Source organism: Bacillus sp. MM09(2025), assembly GCF_050496725.1.
GTDB classification, from domain to species: domain Bacteria; phylum Bacillota; class Bacilli; order Bacillales; family Bacillaceae; genus Bacillus; species Bacillus pumilus.
Genome location: NZ_JBNWEN010000004.1, coordinates 355,647 through 374,755, shown reverse-complemented (window position 1 = coordinate 374,755; position 19,109 = coordinate 355,647). Strand labels below are relative to the sequence as shown.

Genomic DNA, 19,109 nt, shown 5'->3' with positions numbered 1-19,109 from the left:
TCTGTTAAGGTTTATAATAGAAAAGCAGGTCATTCGACATACTCGAATGTTCATGTATTTTTTCATTATGGTTTTATTTTTTTATGTTATTTCATGGATTTTGGAGGAATGTATCATGGTGACAACAGTGCAAAGTACTTTCCGGCAGGAAGCGCTTGCGACATTAGAAGAAGCGAATAACGTCAACCATGCTGTTTTGATAAGCTACTCCAGAAGAGTTGACGATCTGGATCCTCTTGCCTTTTTCCAAAGCGGCGAAGCGGATTTTTTAGGCGAGCGTTTTTTTTGGTCTGATCCAGAAAGCCAAATGATATTTTCTGGACTTGGCAGAGCGGCCGTTATTAAATCATCTGAACAAGGCAAGGAACGATTTGATATAGTCCATCAAGAATGGGAACAGCTGAAGCAGCACATGTTCCATTTTCATGATGAGAAGGAGTTAAGGCAAGCGGCTGTTGGTCCGCTTTTATTTGGAGGATTCTCATTTGATCCGTTTGAAGAGAAGGCGCGTCACTGGGAAGCTTTTGGCGAGGCTCATTTTTTTGTGCCATCGATAATGCTCACTGTCTCGAAAGAAGGGACGTTTCTTACGATCAATGAATGGAAGCAGGTGGACGGGAATGTTCATCAGCTCATTCAAGAATTAGAACAAAAAGCCTCTCATTTCGAAACATTACCGCTCAGACATGATGGACAAGCCGAACTTGTTCATATGGAAGAACGAGATGTGACGGAATGGATGAAGGCGATCCAAGAAGCGACAGACCACATTCGTGCAAACGAATATGAAAAGGTTGTTTTAGCAAGAGAAGTCTTGCTTCACTATAAAAATCAAATTGAACTCGCTCCACTGTTATCAGAATTATTAAAGCATCAAACAACGAGTTATGTATTTGCGGTTGAACAGGGGAGACAAGCATTTGTCGGAGCTACGCCGGAACGCTTAGTGAAAAAAAGCGGCGGAGAGGTCTTTTCATCTTGTTTAGCAGGTTCGATTGTTCGTGGAAAAAATGAAGCGGAAGATCGAGCATTAGGCGAGGAGCTACTGCATGATGAGAAGAATTTGATTGAACATCAAATTGTCGTCAATATGATTGAGCAAGCATTTGAGGCCAATTGCCTTCGCGTGCATAAACCACATCAACCTAGTCTTTATAAAACAAAAAACATTCAGCATTTGTTTACACCGATTGTGGGAGAAATTAAAAGCAGCTGTTCTCTCTTTTCATTAATTGAACAGCTCCATCCGACGCCAGCATTAGGTGGATATCCGAAGAAAAAGGCAGTTGAGGTCATTCGTGAAATCGAACCGTTGAAACGTGGCTGGTACGCAGCGCCGGTAGGGTGGATTGACTCTCAGGATAATGGAGAATTTGCTGTTGCCATTCGGTCAGGTCTTATTGAGGAAGACCATGTTCGTTTGTTCGCTGGCTGCGGCATTGTAGAGGATTCCCTTGCAAAGCAGGAGTACGAGGAAACGCAAGTGAAATTAAGACCAATGCTATCTGCCCTTGGAGGTCGTCCTATTGAATAATCAAATCATGACAACATATATTGGCAGATTGATGGATGAATTTGTCCAAGGCGGCGTACAAGAGGCCGTTGTCTGTCCAGGTTCTCGTTCGACCCCGCTTGCAATGCTGGCTCTAGCCCACCAAGACATCAATGTCCATGTATTAGTGGATGAACGGTCTGCTGCTTTTTATGCGCTTGGTCTTGCAAAAGCAAGTCAAAAATCAGTGCTGCTTATTTGTACATCAGGTACAGCAGCAGCTAACTTTTACCCAGCCATTATAGAGGCACATTATTCCCGTGTCCCACTTATTGTTTTAACTGCTGATCGGCCGCACGAATTGAGGGAAGTTGGGGCACCTCAAGCGATTGATCAGCAATTCTTATTCGGTAAGTTTGTTAAATGGTTCACAGACTTAGCATTGCCAGAAGAAAGTCAGACGATGTTGCGCTATGTTCAGACGGCTGCGGCAAGAGCAAGTCATATGTCGATGCAAGAGCCGAAAGGACCTGTACAAATCAATGTCCCTCTGAGAGAACCATTGCTTCCTGATTTGTCTATTGATCCTTTCGAGAGAGAAGAAACAGACCGGAAAAAAGTATTAGCTACAGGACAGGCTTTCCCAAATTGTGATGAGATATCTGAAATTGTGACGGGCATGAACCGTTCCAAAAAGGGACTGATTGTGTGTGGTGAGCTTCATACTCAGAAAGAAAAAGAGGCAGTGTTACGTCTTTCAAAAGCCTTGCATATGCCGATTTTAGCGGACCCGCTTTCTCATTTACGAAATGGTCATGAGCATGCAGATCTTATTATTGATGCGTATGATTCTTTATTGAAAGATGAAGCATTGCAGCAGCACCTATTGCCGGATATGGTCATTCGTTTTGGACCGATGCCTGTGTCTAAGCCTTTATTCAAGTGGTTGGAAAAACATGTGGAAGTCAATCAGATTGTTGTTGATGCTGCTGGAGGTTTTCGAGATCCTGGGCTGAGTGCTTCATACGTCATTGAAAGTGATGTGGCAGCTTTTGTAGATGAAGTAGTCAATAGAGCGGATCAACGTGAGGATACAAGTTTTCTAAAGCGCTGGCAGGATGCTAATTCATCATTCAGAACGCATGCTGCCCATTATTCTGATGAGGATCTGTCATTTGAGGGGAATGTGTACCGTCAGCTTCAGCATCTATTGCCGAAGGAGAGTGTCCTTTTTATCGGAAATAGTATGCCGATTCGTGATGTGGATACATTTTTTGAAGCGCAATTGAAGCCTTTTCGAATGATGGCGAATCGAGGAGCAAATGGTATTGATGGCGTTGTGTCTACAGCACTTGGCACGTATGCAGCTTTGAAACAGCCGGTCACCTTAGTGATTGGAGATTTATCATTTTACCATGATATGAATGGTCTCCTTGCAGCGAAGTTGATGGACATTCCACTGACGGTTGTGCTTTTAAACAATGATGGAGGAGGCATCTTTTCTTTCCTTCCGCAGGCGTCTGAGGAACCGTATTATGAAAAACTCTTTGGTACACCGACTGGACTGAATTTTGAGTATGCTTCGAAGCTGTATGGGGGAACCTATGCGAAACCGTCAACGAAACAAGAATTCCATGATGTCTACAAGGCGCATATAAAAGAGCCTGGACTTCATTTAATTGAAATTGAAACAGATCGGCATTCTCGTGCAAGCAAGCATCGTCAAATGATGGATGACATATTGAAAGAAGTGAAAAAAGAATGTCTTCTTTCATAATACGGATGCGTGATGGTGTGGTGTACGAGGTGGTGGATCAAAATCCATCAGGTGAGAATGCCACGTTATGCCTACATGGCTTCACTGGAAGCGCGGCTTCTTGGACGTTCTTGAATGCTTATATGGAGAATACGAGATTGATTCAAGTCAGTTTGCTTGGACATGGCCGCACGGACTCACCAGAAAGTATAAGAAGATATGCGATGTCGCATCAGCTGGCAGATCTTGCAGAGATTTTAAACCAATTAAAGCTTCACAAAGTGAATATTCTCGGATATTCTATGGGAGGACGTATTGCTTTATCATTTGCCACTCGTTATTCAGAGCGAGTCAACAAATTGATTCTAGAGAGTACCTCTCCAGGGCTTCGCACGTTTAAAGAGCGGATGGCAAGACTCAAGCATGATCATCAGCTTGCTCAGAAAATGAGACATGAAGGTTTAGTGAAGTTTGTGGATTTTTGGGAGAGTATTCCACTGTTTGCTTCGCAAAGAACTTTATCAGCTGACACGCAGGTTCAACTAAGAGAGGGAAGGCTGAAAGCCAATCCACTTGGACTGGCTCGCAGCTTAGAAGGCATAGGAACAGGTTCGCAGCCTTCTGTTTGGAAGGCATTAAAGCATATAAAATTACCTGTTTTGTTGATTTGCGGAGCGCTTGATGAAAAGTTCTGCAATATCGCTGCACGTATGCAGCAGGAGCTTGAAGGCAGTCAATTCATATTGGCTGAGCAGGCTGGGCATACAGTTCATGTGGAACATCCACATTTTTTTGGTAAAATAGTAAGTGACTTTATTACGCAAGATTAGAGGAGGAACTATTGATGGCTATTGAATGGCAAACTGAGCGTCAATATGACGAAATTTTATATGAAACGTACAATGGGATCGCAAAGATCACGATTAATCGTCCACATGTACATAATGCGTTTACACCAAAAACTGTGAGTGAATTAATTGATGCATTTTCACGTGCTCGTGATAATTCGAATGTAGGTGTGATCGTACTTGCTGGTGCTGGAGGCAAAGCATTCTGTTCTGGTGGAGATCAAAAAGTACGCGGTCATGGCGGTTATGTAGGAGACGATCAAATTCCGCGTCTAAATGTACTGGACTTACAGCGTTTGATTCGTGTGATTCCAAAACCTGTTGTTGCGATGGTTGCTGGTTATGCAATCGGCGGCGGGCATGTTCTTCATATTGTGTGTGACCTGACAATTGCAGCAGATAATGCGATTTTTGGACAAACTGGTCCAAAAGTAGGCAGCTTTGATGCTGGTTATGGTTCAGGCTACCTTGCACGTATTGTAGGTCATAAGAAAGCAAGAGAGATCTGGTACTTATGCCGTCAATACAATGCACAAGAAGCGCTTGATATGGGACTTGTCAATACAGTTGTACCATTAGAGCAGCTTGAAGAGGAAACCGTGAAGTGGTGTGAGGAGATGCTAGAAAAGAGCCCGACTGCTTTACGATTCTTGAAGGCTGCATTTAATGCAGATACGGATGGATTAGCTGGAATTCAACAATTTGCAGGAGATGCGACACTTCTTTATTACACAACAGATGAAGCCAAAGAAGGACGCGATTCCTTTAAGGAAAAACGCAAGCCGGACTTCGGTCAGTTCCCGCGTTTCCCTTGATTCAATCATATCAGTGAAAAACAGCTTAGTGCATCAGACTAAGCTGTTTTCTTTTACAAAAAGGAGGTGTCATGATGAAGCAACCAAATTGGCTGCTGCACCGTGCTTATTTAACACCAGAAAGAGTCGCGATCATTTATCAGGATAAAAAGTGGACATTTCGCGATTTAGCTGATGAAGTCAATGAGCTTTTCAATAGACTTGCACAAACATCATTAAAAAAAGGGGAAACGGTCGGGCTTCTGATGAACAACCATCCTCAAATGGTGATGCTTGTTCATGCTTGTTTTTCATTAGGATTCAAAATCGTGCTATTGAACAATAAGTTAACAAAAGCCGAAAGACGCTATCAACTTGAAGATGCAAAAGCAGCCGCTTTATTTACTGAACCTGTTTATGCCAGTGATCATAAGGGTGAACTACCCGTTTATACAATGGAGACTTTACCTGAAGAAGGGCAAGAGAATGTAAAGAAAATCGAAAGCGAATTTGATTTAAATGAAACAGCGACGATCATGTATACATCTGGTACAACAGGACGCCCAAAAGGGGTCGAGCAAACGTTTGGCAATCATTTTCATAGTGCTGTTTCCTCTGCACTCAATATAGGCATCAGAGAGGATGACCGCTGGCTTATTGCACTGCCTCTTTTTCATATTAGCGGATTATCCGCTTTATTTAAGTCTGTGATTTATGGGATGACTGTCGTACTCCATCAGAAATTTGATGTCGATGAAGTAAAAGGTTCTATTGAACAGCATCGTGTGACGATGATATCTGTTGTTCAAACAATGTTATCCCGTTTATTAAGCAGACTGGAAGAATGTCCGTCTTCTTTGCGCTGTCTTTTATTAGGCGGAGGGCCTGCGCCTTTTGCGATGCTTCAAGAAAGCAAAGAGAAAGGCTTCCCTGTGTTTCAATCGTATGGCATGACAGAGACCTGTTCACAAATTGTGACCCTTGCGCCTGAATTTAGTGTAGAGAAACTTGGATCAGCGGGAAAACCCCTTTTTGGGTGTGAGCTGAAAATTCAAGATGGTACACGCATTTGTCGTCCTTTTGAGCATGGCGAAATTATGGTGAAAGGGGCAAATGTCATGAAAGGGTACCTTTACCGTGAAGAGGCGACCGCGGCTGCCTTTGATCAAGGCTGGCTGAAAACGGGTGATATTGGCTATGTGGATGAGGAGGGATTTTTATTTGTGCTTGACCGCCGTTCAGATTTAATTATTTCTGGCGGTGAGAATATTTATCCTGCTGAAATTGAAGCGGTCCTGTTAGCACATCCGCATGTCAAGGAAGCCGGAGTGACGGGTATGTATGATGATAGATGGGGAGAGGTACCGGCTGCCTTTCTTGTCACAGACCATAAAATACCGGAGAATGAGCTCTATGCTTTATGTGAGTCGCATCTAGCAAAATATAAATGGCCTGCCGCTTTTCACTTTGTGGACGAGCTGCCAAGAAATGCGTCGAATAAATTGCAGAGGCACAGACTCAGAGTCAAAAGGGGTTTTTAGATGATTCAAATTGAACGAGTGATTTTATATCATGTCACGATGAAGCTCAAGCAGCCATTTACCACAAGTCTTGGGACCATATCTGAGCGCGAGTTTATTATTGTCGAGGTAAAAGATCAAACGGGATTGACTGGTTGGGGAGAGGTGTCAGCTTTTTCTTCTCCTTGGTATACAGAAGAAACCATTGAAACTTGTTACCATATGCTGAGAGCTTTCTTTATACCAAATGTGCTGACACGCACCTTTACACACCCTTCAGAAATACCAGACAGCCTGTACCAATTTAAAGGGAATAAGATGGCGAAAGCGGGAATTGAAGCGGCTGTTTGGGATATTTATGCGAAGCGTGAGAATAAATCGTTACGAGATGTATTAGGCGGCACCAAGGATAGAATACCTTCTGGTGTTGTGGCGGGATTAGGACCCGTTGATGATATGCTGAAGCAAATACAACAATTTGTGGACCAAGGCTATCAGCGGGTGAAGGTGAAAATTAAGCCGGGACAGGATATTGGTCTCCTTAAAAAAATTAGAGAGTCTTTCCCTCACCTTCCATTAATGGCAGATGCAAACTCTGCTTATGAGTTAAAGGATATTAGCAAGCTCAAGCAGCTCGATGACATTCGTTTATTAATGATTGAACAGCCATTAGCAGCAGATGATATCGTCGACCATCGCCATTTGCAAAAGCATTTAAAAACACCGATATGTTTGGATGAAAGTATTTGTTCTTTAGATGATGCTAGAAAAGCTGTAGAGCTTGGCAGCTGTCAAATTATTAATGTGAAGCCTTCACGAGTTGGAGGGCTGACAGAAGCCCTTAAAATCCATACATTCAGTAAGGAGCATCAAATTCCGTTATGGTGCGGAGGAATGATTGAAACAGGCATTTCCCGCGCCCAGAACGTGGCACTTGCTTCACTTCCACAATTTACAATTCCAGGTGATATTTCAGCTTCGTCAAAATATTGGGAGCAGGATATCATTTTTCCTGAAATCAAGGTTGAAAATGGGTTTATTGAGGTACCTCGTTCCCCAGGAATGGGCGTAGAAGTGGATTATCAAGCGCTTCGTTCTTTTTCAGATAAAATTGACGTGTTTACAAAACACGATTTTGTGATGTGAAAATGAGGTATTCACCTTTTGCACATCCGATAAAATCTATATATAGTGAGAGAAAGTTTTTCCTTCCTGTCTCAAAAAAAGAAAGAGCGGTGACCCGCTCTTTCTTACTCTTCTACCAGTTCGCTGTCATAAGCAAGCTGTCCAATATAGTGATTCATTTCAGTTGGCATGTCTGCTGCAGGGCCATATTCATAATCCCAAAGGTTTAAAAAGGAGTGAGCCGCTTGATAAAATGCGGCTTCGTCCGCGTCATGAATTTCGTCAAAAAACGTTTGAAGCAGCCGATCGTATTTCAATGTGAAGCGCCTCCTTAAATGAGACTTAAAGATCTTGTGGTTTAAACGTTTTACAATCCGTTTCTTCACTTTTTTCAGCCGTATTTCCTGTGTGGCTGACGACATAGATTGCATCTGCCCCACAGCGGTTTCCAGCATTCCAATAGGAACAGTTATTAACTTCACAAAGGATTTTTTGACTCATACAAATGACCTCCTTTTGAGTATGTCTTTCTTCTATAATGTAACCGAAATGAACCTCATCCATTCACGTTAATCTTCCTGGCGAATATAGCGCTTATCCTTCATAAACAATTTCCAAAAGAAATAGAACCCAGGAAATAAGATGATAAAACCTACAATATACGTGATAAATAATGCTCTAAATGTCACAGGGTCAGTAAAACCAGACATGATTGTAATATCTGGATAGGCCATATAAGGCAAATGGGCACGTCCGTACACGTAGCTTGCTAAAAAATATTGAATGGTAATCGCAATGACAGCTAAACGCGGCCGGCCTTTTCGATGCTTAAACCGGCTATTTGGTAAATATAGAGCCAGCCCTGCTAGCAAAAACATCAGGAGTGATACAAGAAGAATAGGGATGTTCTGCATCATTTTTGTGAACAGCCAATTTGCCTCGCTTCTTAATGTCAGCATGATGAAAAAGGCCATCATGAGTGAAAGCGGACCCGTAATGAGCGCTCCTCTTCTATAAATACTGTAAGCTTCATCTTCATCAGCCACATTCGAGAAATCAGCTAAAAGCAATGACGAAAGAAAAAGGGTGCTGAAAATGGCAAAGCCGACAAAAGAATAGACATTTGCACTCGTAAAGACCAGTCCAAGATCTAATGAGTAATTGTTGTTCTCCTCAAAGATAAATCCACCATGAGTAATCGGAAGAACCATGATCAGGATCGATGGAATGATAAAGCCGCTAATCCCTGAAATGTAAGTCACTGCTTTTCGGTATTTTTTAGGTAGAGAATGAGAAAACACAAGAAACCCGCTTCGCAGTGCAAGAAGTAATAATATGATGCTGCCGGGTATTAATAAAACAGTACCAAGGACAAAGGTCGCTCCTGGAAACATGCTAAACAACGCAACAACAATTGCCACAATAAATACGTTAGTTACTTCCCATGTTGGAGAAAGATACTTATTTGCGATATTAGCGGCCTTTGTTTGTTCTTTATTCATATAAATCATGGACCAAAATCCTGCGCCGAAATCCATTGATGCCATCACTGCATAGATAAAAACGAACCCCCATAAGATGGTGATTGCAATGAGAGCATCAGTTGTCACATCCATTTGCATCTAGATCGCTCCTTTTTAAGATTCTGTTAACCGTAGGTCTTCTTCAATCGAATGTTTTCTAAAGTAGTACGTCAGCACAATCACAGTTGCTATGCCTAAAATGAGGTAGACAATGGCAAAAAGGATAAAGAGCGTACCGATTGAGCCTGATGATGTGACAACCTCTGAGGTTTTGAGCATTCGATAAATGACCCATGGCTGACGGCCTGTACATGCAAAGATCCAGCCAAACTCAATAGCCAAAAGACTAAGGGGCCCGCCGAATAAGTAAAGAAAAAGGAGCCACTTCGGATAATGTTCGCGTTTTAAAATTTTACGATAAAGCAGTGCTAATACCGCAAACAAAATGAGGACTGAGCCAATAATGACCATGCCATTAAATAACGTGTGAATAAATAAAGGCGGCCACTCGTCACGTGGGAAATCATTTAAACCTTTGACCACTGTATCAAAGCTATTTCCTGCCAAAAAGCTAAGAGCCCAAGGGATTTCAATTGCTCCTTTAATTTCTTTTGAATCGGCATCAGTAAAACCACCTATTGCGAGAGGTGCATGTGATTGTGTTTCAAATAAACCTTCAGCACCAGCTAACTTTTCAGGCTGATATTCATACAGAAGCTGAGCAGACTCATGACCATTTATGGCCGTAAGAAATGAGAAGAGTCCTCCTACAATAAGTCCAAGAAAAAGAGCTTTTCGATGAAACGTATAGAGCTTCTCATTCTTTCTTGTTTTAAGCATTTTAAAAGCTGCTACTGATGCAATCACAAAAGCACCTGTTGTAAAAGCAGACAGCACGACATGTGTTGCAGTTACGACAAAGCTTGGATTGAAAAAGGCCTTCCAAGGCTCGATATTCGTAATTTCTCCATTGACCATTTGAAAGCCAGCAGGGGTACCTTCAAATGCATGTACGTTTGTGATCAGAATCGCTGAAGCGGCTGCGCCAATCACAACAAAAATAACGGTAATGATGCGCATAGCAGGTGATAGGCGGTCCGCTGCGTACACATAAATAGACATAAATAATGCTTCAATAAAGAACGCATAAATCTCAATCTGAAATGGCAGTGACATGACCTTTCCGATGACCTCCATAAAACCTGGCCATAGAAGAGCGAGCTGGGTGCCGGCAATCGTGCCTGTTGGAATGGCGACACCTAACAAGACAGCCTGCGCTTTCGTCCACCGTTTCGCCATGACAGCATAGTGAGGGTCCTTCGTTTTTTGGAAGATGAGTTCAGCTAACAAAATCATTAGCGGGATGCCGACGCCAAGCGAGGCATAAATAATATGAAAGCCCATGGTTGTGCCGAACAGGCTTCTAGCTAAAACGAGATCAGTCAATTTTTTCTCCGCCTTTCTTATCGCTTCTCTTTTTCATGATGTTATTATTCTCCACCATTTTTAGATTATTCTTCCTGACTAAGAAAGCTTGATTTTTGACATGTTGTAAAAGAGGGAGTAGAATATAAGTATAAAGCGTAATAATTACGTTTTGATAACGAAAGGAGTTTTGACATTGAAAAGAGATATTCATCCAACCTCACATGAAGTTGTATTTATGGACGTAAACAGCGGTTACCGCTTTTTGAGTAAATCGACAAAGTCATCCAATGAGACAGTAGAATGGGAAGATGGGAAAACGTATCCTGTCATTAAAGTAGAAACAAGCTCTGATACGCATCCTTTTTATACAGGACGCCAAAAATTCGGAGAAAAAGGTGGAAGAGCCGAGTTGTTTAAGAAAAAGTATCAAATGTAATAAGAAAAGCACACCCTACAATGGTGTGCTTTTTTACAGCAAAAAACCCGGGATATCACCCGGGCCTAACAATTAATCATTTAAAGCGGTTTTTAAGGTCTTTAGATTTTGTTTCATTAAGCTGACGTAGCTTTCACCTTTTTTTGCATCATCTTCAGTAATAGATTCTAAATTTTTAAGTGTGAGGCTTTTTGCCCCAATTTCACTGCGGATCGTATCTGAGACTTTGCTGCTGACGTTGTTTTCAAAAATCACATATTGAATGTGATGCTTTTCAGCTTTTTCGACAATGCTTTCGAGCTGCTTTTGTGAAGGCTCTTCAGAAGCGGATAACCCTAATACACTGATTTGTTCAATGCCGTAGCGCTTTTCCCAATAACCGTAGGCTGCATGCGAAACAAGGATTTCTTTATGTTTTGCTTTAGATAACGTTGTGTTGAACTCTTGATCTAGCGATTGCAAATCTTTTTTTAGTTTTTCATAGTTTTTTGTGTATTCGTCTTTATGATCTGGATCTAATGAAACGAGTGTATCTTTAATGTTTTTCGCCATTTGCTGTGCATAAACAGGGTCTAACCATGCATGAGGATCTTTATCTCCGTGATCGTGTCCATCATGGTCATGATCTTCCTCTTCATGATCATGATCTTCACCTTCTTCATGTGAATGCTCTTCTTTTGTAGATAACAATTTGATGCCTTCGGCTGCTTTGACTGTTTTCACGCCTTGGTCTTTTAACGTAGAAGCGGTTTTGTCAGCGAATGCTTCAGCGCCTGTGCCGCTGTAGATGAAGGCGTCTCCTTCAGCCATTTCAACCATCGTTTTTGAACTTGGTTCAAAGCTGTGTGCATCTGCATTGGCAGGGTACACGCTTTGCGCATGAACATGAGAACCGCCAATTTTTTCAGTGAAATCTTGAATCGGGAAAATGGTGGTGTAAACGGTCAGTTTTCCGTCTGTTTTTCCTTTTGAAGCATTTGTCCCCGCACTGCTTGAGCAAGCGGCAAGACCGATCGCAAATAAAGCAGCTGTTAACATATAAAAGATTTTTTTCATGTGGAAAATGTCTCCTCTCAATCTATTAGATAGAAATGATTACGATTTAATGTCCTGAGTTATTGTATCGTAATAATTACGATTTGAAAAGAGGAAAATAAAAAAATTTCATCAGCAGATGTTTCCTTTTAAAAAAATGTGCTGCAAAACGTGACGAAATTTCTCACATTGTGCTATATTTATTTTTAAAAAAAGATAAAGGAATGGACAACGTATGAAACTTTTAGAAGAAATCATCGAATATAATCAACAATTTATTGAAGAAAAGAAATACGAAGAATTTACAACAACGAAGTTTCCACAGAAAAAAGCTGTCATTCTGTCATGTATGGATACAAGACTTGTCGAGCTGCTTCCACGTGCAATGAACATGAAAAATGGAGATATCAAGATCGTTAAAAGTGCTGGTGCTCTTGTTTCTCATCCATTTGGAAGTATTATGCGAAGCATTTTAGTGGCTGTTTACGAATTAAATGCTGACGAGGTTTATGTCATCGGGCATCATGATTGCGGTATGAGCAAAATAGACAGCCAGACACTTTTAAACAAAGCCATTGAGCGTGGTATCCCAGAAAAACGGATTGAAGTACTGGAATACTCAGGAATCGATTTTAAACAGTGGCTCAAAAGCTTTAGTTCGGTTGAAGAGAGCGTGAAGGACAGTGTGTCCGTTGTGAAAAATCACCCGCTTCTCCCATCAAATGTGCCTGTGCACGGTCTTGTCATTGATCCTGGAACTGGCAAGCTTGACGTAGTCGTCAACGGATATGAAAAAAAGTAAGTTATGTTTCCTTTTTCGGCGGGACAGGATCGATGCCGCCAGGATGGAGCGGATGACATTTTAATATCCGTTTGATGGTGAGCCAGCCGCCTTTTAAAGCGCCATGCGTTTTGATCGCTTCTAGCCCATAGTTTGAGCATGTTGGGTAAAACCGGCAGCTAGGCGGTGTAAGAGGGGAAATACATTTTTGATAAAAGCGTATGATGCCGATAAAAATTTGTTTCATAAAGGTTCCTCCTTGTCTGTCTTTCACAGTATAAGAAAAAAGGACAAGGAAGGAAAGTTTTATAAACTAAACTGGTCGGAGAAATATGTTATAATATAGGAAATTGCAATTATAGGAGTGGTGATTATGCCTTCAGTAGAAAGCTTTGAACTTGATCATAATGCTGTAAAAGCGCCATACGTTCGTCATTGTGGCGTTCATAAAGTGGGATCAGATGGAGAAGTCAATAAATTTGATATTCGTTTTTGTCAGCCAAACAAGCAAGCGATGAAACCTGATACGATTCATACATTAGAGCATTTACTTGCGTTTAACATTAGAACACACTCAGAGAAATACGACCATTTTGATATCATTGATATATCTCCAATGGGCTGTCAGACAGGCTACTATTTAGTGGTCAGTGGTGCACCAACTCCAAAAGAAATCGTTGAGCTTCTTGATGCAACATTCAAGGATGCAGTTGAAGTAACTGAAATTCCTGCGGCAAACGAAGAGCAATGCGGTCAAGCGAAGCTTCATGACCTTGAAGGGGCAAAACGTTTGATGCGTTTCTGGCTTTCTCAAGATCAAGAAGAGCTTCTCAAAGTATTTGGTTAATCAATCATAAACCGGACATGATGATGTCCGGTTTTTTTGTATTCGATCATGAGATGTCAAAATAGGGGATATTTGTTAAAATGGACATGTCAGTAAAAGAAGGGGGAACTCGGGATGCGAAAAATGTTGGGAATGATATTGATGCTCTTGTTACTAAGTGCATGTGGGAACTCTGCAGCAAATAGTGAAAAAGGGGAGGTACCTGAGCTATTAGAAGTGAAGCTTACAGGACCTGAACAAGTGGAGAAAAATGAAAGCGTTATAGTAAAAGCAGCTGTCACATATGGTGATACGCCTGTTGATGATGCAGACGAAGTTCAATTTGAAGTGTGGAAAGATGGCGATAAGGATAACAGCAAGATGATTCAGCCAAAGAAAGAGAATAAAGGTGTATATGAATTGCATACAGCCTTTAAAAAAGATGGCCTTTATATCATACAAGTCCATGTGACAGCTAAACAGCAGCATAATATGCCAAAGACGAACATTCAAGTAGGTGATGTGAAAAAAGAGAGTTCATCTACTGAAGAAGAAACTTCACATCATTAAGTGGCATTTTATTTCGGGTTAGGACGTTGGTTTGGTTCAGCATCCTGTGGTGTATCGATTTTATGCTTATATTCATAAGCCTTCGATGTTGTCCACAGCGATAAAAAGACAACGATTGAGATAATGATAAAGCTGATAATCCCAAGTAGCAGCATCTAACTCCCTCCTTATTTCCATATTAACATATATTTCATGCAGCCAAAATAGAAGAAATTCATCGCAGGTTTCAGTATAATAGGAAAAGGGTATTCTCATACTAAACGCAATTACATAAGGAGGAATAAACATGTCTGAAAAATTATTACACGTCGTCAATAAACAAGTAGCAGATTGGACTGTGCTTTACGTAAAATTACATAACTATCACTGGTACGTAAAGGGAAAAGACTTCTTTACACTCCATGAGAAATTTGAGGAACTTTATACAGAAACAGCGACATACATTGATGATTTGGCTGAGCGTATGCTTGCTTTAAATGGACAGCCTGTTGCAACAATGAAAGAATGCTTAGAAATTTCTAGCATTCAAGAAGCTGAAGGTAATGAATCAGCGGAGCAAATGGTGAAAAATCTATATGATGATTTCTCCAATATCGCTGAGGAATTAAAACAAGGAATGGAGCTGGCTGGAGAAGTTGGCGATGAAACAACAGGTGATATGTTACTTGCGATTCATCAATCTATCGAAAAACACAACTGGATGCTTAAAGCATTTTTAGGATAATACGTATGTGGAAGGAATGTCGATCGTTAAGAGATCGACATTCCTTTTTTGTTGGAATCGTGACAGACAGCCCATTGAAATCATAGGGCTTTCAGCCGAAGAGAAAAGAGAAGGGAGGGGAGAAGATGTCTTCTATTGCAGGAATGATGAGTCAGCAAGTTGCGAGCATTCAAAAAACACTTAATATTAGTTTGTTGAATTCACAGCTTGCTACGAATACAGCACAAGCCATGGTCATGCTGGATCAAGTTCAGCAGCAGCCTCAAGCTGTTCAGCCAAAGGATTCAGACGCTCGCTTTATTGATGTGAGAGTCTAAAGATGGAAGCCGCCACACAAGGCGGCTTTTTTTCTTGTCATCACTCTGTCTGATTGAAAAGGCGACGCCTTTATTTTTTGTCGTCCAAGCTATTGCGAAGATCTGGCATATACTATTGAGGTAAGGAGTTCCACTTTGAAAGGATGTTGATGCCAAGTGAGCAAGGATTTAGGCATCTTTTCGTTGTTTACAGTCAGTTTGTCAGCGATGGGCTTTCTGTTTGGTGGAGCAGGATATTTACTGATGATATTAGTAACACTCATGGCCATTGAATTAATTTGTTCAAGCCTAAGAGAATCTTTGACAGGACAGCTCACAATGAAACGTTTTTCTACGCGGCTTGTTCGAAAGATTGTGACGGTCTCTCTAATATCCATGGCGCATTTCTTCGATGTCATGCTGAAGACAAATGGGATGATTAAGGATTTAGCGATCATCTTTTATATTATTTATGAATCTTACCAAATCGTCTCGACAGCCAATGCCCTCGGAATTCCCATTCCACAGTTGTTTATTGATGTGTTGGACATGTTAAAAAATAAATTGCGCAAGAAGCCGTAATTTCTTCATATCTGGTCATACTAAAGGAAAAAGGATGAATCAGATGACGAGACACACATATTATGTATCTGTACAGGATGGATCGATATCGCAGCATAGAGATGCTGCGGCTTGGCAATTTCAAATAGAAGCAGACGATGATCAAATTTTGCAGCTGAGAGACTATTTCGATGAACAGTATATGACAGATTGGAAAGGCTTCTTTCGAGCGCATGTTCCGTATCTTGAATATCATTATGACAGTCCGAATGATGAAATGGATCGAAAAAGAAAAGAGATATACTCAATGATTTTCGAGCTCGGAAATGAAGAGACAAAGAACTTTATTGAAACAAATGGATTAATGAATTGAAAAAGCATGTAGAGATTTTCTACATGCTTTTATTTTCGCGGTTGTAAGATGCCTCCGATCAGGTCACTAAGCCCGCCTCTATTCTCTTGCTGAGATGTCTGTGAATTCGTGAATTCATGAGAGGAGCTCTGGCTCTGAGGCTTGTAACGGTTATCATCTAAACCAACCCGTAAGCCGGATGTCCGCTCAGATGGCTGGATAATGACAATTTGGTCTTGTTCTTGGAACTCAAATAAGTAGGATTCACCAGATGTTTGTCCGATGAGGGTCTTCCAGTTCACATCTAATTTGACCTTCGGTGCTTTACCAGTCCAAGCGACAATGGCGTCAGGATCTACACGGCAAGGGGCTTTTAAAATGAGCGGGTTTCCATTTGTTTTAATGGCGACCTGCGCCCCGTGGCCTTGATAGGAGAGCTTTGATGTAAACAGTCCTTTCTGTGATAAAATCCCTACGCCTACTGGTGTCACGCCGTAATGACATTCCTCAGTAAAGGCAAGTAAATCCTCACTTTCTACACTTACATGCTGCCAAGGACCGCTCGGCTCAAGATTAATCACTGTCACGTGCTCGCTGGAATCAGCTAAATAACAAGTACCTTGTCCACTGACCTCCATCACTTCAAGGTTTTCACCTGTCAATTTCCTGCTGATATGGTTAAATACTTGACTGACCATATTTCCTTTGTTTGTTCCGAGGAGTCGTTTGCGGTATTGAAACGTACCTTGATCGGCAATCATTGCGCCTTTTTTCGCAAAAAAGATTCCGCTGCCTTCTGCTTGTAAAGTAAGCTCTTCTATTGTGGTGAAATGAAATCCCATTGGTGCCGGCTCCTTTCTGCGTCAAGATGTGAATCCGTAGATGCGGCATAAATCATTTAAATCTAGCGTAGTTCCTTGCCCGGTTGCGATGATTTTCCATTCTTCCTCATCTCTTATGAGTTGAGCGCAAATGATGGAGGTACAATACGAATAATCTTCTGTTAATTGAAAGGTACAAATCTCTTGTTGTGAAATTTGATCAGTCAGATGCACGTAAGCGTTCGTCACTTGTCCAAAATGATGCTTGCGCTCGTGTGCATCATGTATCGTGGCTGTTACAACGATTTTATGAATATCAGGAGAGACTCTGCTTAATTGCATAATGATCATTTCATTGTCTCGATACCCGCCGCCAACTTGATGATCACCAAGATGGCGAACAGCTCCGTCTAAGCTTTGCTGCTGATGATAATAGATCAGATGGCTCGGAGACAACAGTTTGTCCTCTTCATTTAAGAGAAACACTTGCGTATCTAAATCAATTGGCTGGCCAGCTAAATCCCAGCCAAGCCCGATTTGAATTTGGTCGATATTTGGATTGTCTTTTGTTAAATCTAGCTTTTGCCCTTTGATGAGGTGTTTGTTGATCACCTCATGAGGTGCGTCTTCTTTTTCAATTTTACTGGGCGTAAGCGCTTGGTCTTTCTCTTGTTTTGACCCATTTGTTATCCTCATGCTGTTTTCCTCCTCGTCGTAATAGGACAAACACTCATTGATTTACGTCGTCAAGGGATAAAAGGTTTCATGATTAAAATAGGGTGAAGTTGGGGATGATAAAAAGGTTTTAGCAATAAGACCTTATATTAAATACAGACGAAATGAAACCACTTGTTTGTTTCACTTTTGATAAAAATTCTTCAGAGAAATGTGATCTGTGGTATGATGTTTTACAAGAAGCAAGGACAGGATATGAGGGATTTCACATGCATGTATTTAAAGACTATTATCATAATACGGTCAAGCTCTCCTTTGAAGAGAAGCCTTTTTCAAGTCATCCAAAGCATGTTTGGGCCATTTGCCGTTACCAGGGAAAATGGCTGCTCACTGAACATGAGGATCGGGGCTATGAGTTTCCAGGAGGGAAAGTTGAGCCAAATGAAGAAGCAGACCAAGCCGCTATACGTGAGATTCAAGAAGAGACGGGTGCTGTTGTTCGTGAATTAACGTATATTGGCCAATATCAGGTGCTAGGCAGAGAAAAGGTCATCGTAAAAAATATTTATTTCGCTGATATTGAAAGGCTAGTGAAGCAAGACACGTATTTTGAAACAAAAGGACCTGTTCTTTTCGCAGACTTGCCAAGATCCATCGCAAAAAATAAGAATTTCAGTTTTATTATGAAAGATGATGTGTTAAGACAAAGTCTTGCTTATTTAGAAAAGAACGGTTTGATTCGTTAAAAAAAGCGCAGGGAGATCTCCCTGTGCTTTTTTTATTTTTGGAGAAAACGGCGTTCGAGCCATTCCACAAGCTGGTACATGATGGTAGCAAACACAGCAATAATGAAAAGACTTAAGAACACGAGTGTAAAGTTGAAGACTTGAAAGCCGTAAATAATCATGTAGCCGAGCCCTTTTGAGGATACAAGAAATTCCCCTACAATGACTCCAACCCAAGAAAGACCGACATTCACTTTGATGGCAGAAATCATCGTTGGAATACTAGCTGGCAAAATGACCTCACGAAAGACGACGCTTTTGTTCGCGCCAAAGGTTTTCATCACCTTTAAATAATTCTCATCGACCTCTTGAAAGGCAGTGTAAATGACGATCGTCGTAATGATCACACTAATGATCGCACCCATGGCGACGATGCTGATCATACCAGGTCCAAGGGCAACAATTAAAATGGGGGCGAGGGCAACTTTCGGCATGGCATTTAAAATGACTAAATAAGGGTCAAGAACGTTTGCTAATCGAGTAGACCACCATAAGGCGGCAGCGAGCAAAATGCCGCAAAAGGTACCAAGTAGAAAACCGAGCACCGTTTCAAATAATGTAATACTCATATGATTCATTAAAGAACCATCTTGAATTTTTTGCACAAACAAATGGCAGACCGCAGATGGTGAACTGAAAATGAGCGGATCAATGAATCTGAAATGACTGGCAAGCTCCCAAAGCGAAAAGAAGCTGGCGAATATGATGAGCTGATAGATACGTGTGATCCGTTTTTCCATTCGGTATTTTTTGCGATAGGC

General features: G+C 41.2%; 25 protein-coding genes. 15 read left to right on the top strand and 10 right to left on the bottom strand.

The window, feature by feature from the left end; all coding sequences use genetic code 11:
• Positions 1-115 precede the first annotated feature (115 nt).
• The 6 genes from ACQYAC_RS08150 (at position 116) to menC (ending at position 7,556) form a co-directional block, all read left to right on the top strand.
• On the top strand, positions 116-1,534 hold the full coding sequence (locus tag ACQYAC_RS08150) for an isochorismate synthase (RefSeq protein ID WP_429943082.1): 1,419 nt from the start codon (positions 116-118) through the stop codon (positions 1,532-1,534).
• Positions 1,527-3,269, top strand: coding sequence for a 2-succinyl-5-enolpyruvyl-6-hydroxy-3-cyclohexene-1-carboxylic-acid synthase (gene menD / locus ACQYAC_RS08145; protein WP_429943081.1), 1,743 nt, complete (start codon positions 1,527-1,529; stop codon positions 3,267-3,269). Before ACQYAC_RS08150 ends, menD begins: the two co-directional genes overlap by 8 nt.
• Positions 3,254-4,078 (top strand): 2-succinyl-6-hydroxy-2,4-cyclohexadiene-1-carboxylate synthase, encoded by an 825-nt coding sequence (gene menH, locus ACQYAC_RS08140; RefSeq protein ID WP_429943080.1) that lies wholly within the window; start codon positions 3,254-3,256, stop codon positions 4,076-4,078. The genes menD and menH overlap by 16 nt, the downstream gene beginning before the upstream one ends.
• Before the next feature lie 14 nt (positions 4,079-4,092).
• A complete protein-coding gene (gene menB / locus ACQYAC_RS08135) occupies positions 4,093-4,911 on the top strand; it encodes a 1,4-dihydroxy-2-naphthoyl-CoA synthase (protein ID WP_044142129.1) in 819 nt (272 codons plus the stop codon).
• Between the two features lie 71 nt (positions 4,912-4,982).
• On the top strand, positions 4,983-6,431 hold the full coding sequence (locus ACQYAC_RS08130; RefSeq protein ID WP_429943079.1) for an o-succinylbenzoate--CoA ligase: 1,449 nt from the start codon (positions 4,983-4,985) through the stop codon (positions 6,429-6,431).
• Positions 6,432-7,556, top strand: coding sequence for an o-succinylbenzoate synthase (gene menC / locus ACQYAC_RS08125; protein ID WP_058014980.1), 1,125 nt, complete (start codon positions 6,432-6,434; stop codon positions 7,554-7,556). It abuts the gene before it with no gap.
• 104 nt (positions 7,557-7,660) lie between these two features.
• On the opposite strand, the gene ACQYAC_RS08120 is transcribed toward menC, so the two are convergent.
• From ACQYAC_RS08120 to ACQYAC_RS08105, 4 genes are all read right to left on the bottom strand, one after another.
• Positions 7,661-7,852, bottom strand: coding sequence for a hypothetical protein (locus ACQYAC_RS08120; protein ID WP_058014981.1), 192 nt, complete (start codon positions 7,850-7,852; stop codon positions 7,661-7,663).
• A 25-nt stretch (positions 7,853-7,877) separates the two neighbouring features.
• Entirely contained in the window at positions 7,878-8,036 is a 159-nt protein-coding gene (locus ACQYAC_RS08115; protein ID WP_008360682.1) for a DUF1540 domain-containing protein, read from the bottom strand.
• A 68-nt stretch (positions 8,037-8,104) separates the two neighbouring features.
• Positions 8,105-9,151: a cytochrome d ubiquinol oxidase subunit II gene (locus ACQYAC_RS08110; RefSeq protein WP_180310775.1), complete on the bottom strand. Its 1,047-nt coding sequence runs from the start codon at positions 9,149-9,151 to the stop codon at positions 8,105-8,107.
• Positions 9,152-9,172: 21 nt separating this feature from the next.
• Entirely contained in the window at positions 9,173-10,504 is a 1,332-nt protein-coding gene (locus tag ACQYAC_RS08105) for a cytochrome ubiquinol oxidase subunit I (RefSeq protein WP_003217550.1), read from the bottom strand.
• 175 nt (positions 10,505-10,679) lie between these two features.
• Between ACQYAC_RS08105 and ACQYAC_RS08100 the strand changes: the two genes are divergently transcribed.
• Positions 10,680-10,922 (top strand): type B 50S ribosomal protein L31, encoded by a 243-nt coding sequence (locus tag ACQYAC_RS08100; RefSeq protein ID WP_003217579.1) that lies wholly within the window; start codon positions 10,680-10,682, stop codon positions 10,920-10,922.
• 72 nt (positions 10,923-10,994) lie between these two features.
• Here ACQYAC_RS08100 and ACQYAC_RS08095 read toward each other — a convergent pair whose 3' ends face one another.
• Positions 10,995-11,978, bottom strand: coding sequence for a metal ABC transporter solute-binding protein, Zn/Mn family (locus ACQYAC_RS08095; protein ID WP_429943078.1), 984 nt, complete (start codon positions 11,976-11,978; stop codon positions 10,995-10,997).
• 214 nt (positions 11,979-12,192) lie between these two features.
• Between ACQYAC_RS08095 and ACQYAC_RS08090 the strand changes: the two genes are divergently transcribed.
• On the top strand, positions 12,193-12,759 hold the full coding sequence (locus ACQYAC_RS08090) for a beta-class carbonic anhydrase (protein ID WP_061409236.1): 567 nt from the start codon (positions 12,193-12,195) through the stop codon (positions 12,757-12,759).
• A 1-nt stretch (position 12,760) separates the two neighbouring features.
• Here ACQYAC_RS08090 and yidD read toward each other — a convergent pair whose 3' ends face one another.
• Complete coding sequence (gene yidD, locus ACQYAC_RS08085) at positions 12,761-12,985, bottom strand: membrane protein insertion efficiency factor YidD (protein ID WP_061409234.1); 225 nt, start codon at positions 12,983-12,985, stop codon at positions 12,761-12,763.
• Positions 12,986-13,111: 126 nt separating this feature from the next.
• Between yidD and ACQYAC_RS08080 the strand changes: the two genes are divergently transcribed.
• Both ACQYAC_RS08080 and ACQYAC_RS08075 read left to right on the top strand, forming a co-directional pair.
• Positions 13,112-13,585: an S-ribosylhomocysteine lyase gene (locus tag ACQYAC_RS08080; RefSeq protein WP_003217624.1), complete on the top strand. Its 474-nt coding sequence runs from the start codon at positions 13,112-13,114 to the stop codon at positions 13,583-13,585.
• A 114-nt stretch (positions 13,586-13,699) separates the two neighbouring features.
• Positions 13,700-14,134, top strand: a complete 435-nt coding sequence (locus ACQYAC_RS08075; protein ID WP_058014986.1) for a FixH family protein — start codon at positions 13,700-13,702, stop codon at positions 14,132-14,134.
• Between the two features lie 8 nt (positions 14,135-14,142).
• On the opposite strand, the gene ytzI is transcribed toward ACQYAC_RS08075, so the two are convergent.
• Positions 14,143-14,289 carry a YtzI protein gene (gene ytzI, locus ACQYAC_RS08070; RefSeq protein ID WP_041815877.1) on the bottom strand — a complete coding sequence of 49 codons (147 nt, stop codon included), beginning with the start codon at positions 14,287-14,289 and terminating at the stop codon, positions 14,143-14,145.
• A 131-nt stretch (positions 14,290-14,420) separates the two neighbouring features.
• Here ytzI and ACQYAC_RS08065 point away from each other — a divergent pair, with 131 nt between their 5' ends.
• The 4 genes from ACQYAC_RS08065 to ACQYAC_RS08050 all read left to right on the top strand — a co-directional run bounded on the left by ACQYAC_RS08065 (position 14,421) and on the right by ACQYAC_RS08050 (position 16,088).
• Positions 14,421-14,858, top strand: coding sequence for a Dps family protein (locus ACQYAC_RS08065; protein WP_058014987.1), 438 nt, complete (start codon positions 14,421-14,423; stop codon positions 14,856-14,858).
• Between the two features lie 125 nt (positions 14,859-14,983).
• Positions 14,984-15,175 carry a hypothetical protein gene (locus ACQYAC_RS08060; RefSeq protein ID WP_003217712.1) on the top strand — a complete coding sequence of 64 codons (192 nt, stop codon included), beginning with the start codon at positions 14,984-14,986 and terminating at the stop codon, positions 15,173-15,175.
• Positions 15,176-15,331: 156 nt separating this feature from the next.
• Positions 15,332-15,736: a phage holin family protein gene (locus ACQYAC_RS08055; RefSeq protein WP_003217754.1), complete on the top strand. Its 405-nt coding sequence runs from the start codon at positions 15,332-15,334 to the stop codon at positions 15,734-15,736.
• A gap of 43 nt (positions 15,737-15,779) precedes the next feature.
• A complete protein-coding gene (locus tag ACQYAC_RS08050; protein WP_003217683.1) occupies positions 15,780-16,088 on the top strand; it encodes a hypothetical protein in 309 nt (102 codons plus the stop codon).
• A gap of 29 nt (positions 16,089-16,117) precedes the next feature.
• Here the strand turns inward: ACQYAC_RS08050 and ACQYAC_RS08045 are convergent, their stop codons facing one another.
• Positions 16,118-16,909 carry an AIM24 family protein gene (locus ACQYAC_RS08045; protein WP_058014988.1) on the bottom strand — a complete coding sequence of 264 codons (792 nt, stop codon included), beginning with the start codon at positions 16,907-16,909 and terminating at the stop codon, positions 16,118-16,120.
• A 21-nt stretch (positions 16,910-16,930) separates the two neighbouring features.
• Positions 16,931-17,584 (bottom strand): TerD family protein, encoded by a 654-nt coding sequence (locus tag ACQYAC_RS08040; RefSeq protein WP_429943077.1) that lies wholly within the window; start codon positions 17,582-17,584, stop codon positions 16,931-16,933.
• Between the two features lie 248 nt (positions 17,585-17,832).
• On the opposite strand from ACQYAC_RS08040, the gene ytkD reads away from it, so the two are divergent.
• Positions 17,833-18,309 carry an RNA deprotection pyrophosphohydrolase gene (ytkD, locus tag ACQYAC_RS08035; RefSeq protein WP_034665337.1) on the top strand — a complete coding sequence of 159 codons (477 nt, stop codon included), beginning with the start codon at positions 17,833-17,835 and terminating at the stop codon, positions 18,307-18,309.
• A 32-nt stretch (positions 18,310-18,341) separates the two neighbouring features.
• Here the strand turns inward: ytkD and ACQYAC_RS08030 are convergent, their stop codons facing one another.
• Positions 18,342-19,088 (bottom strand): ABC transporter permease, encoded by a 747-nt coding sequence (locus ACQYAC_RS08030; protein ID WP_371869445.1) that lies wholly within the window; start codon positions 19,086-19,088, stop codon positions 18,342-18,344.
• Positions 19,089-19,109: the final 21 nt, after the last annotated feature.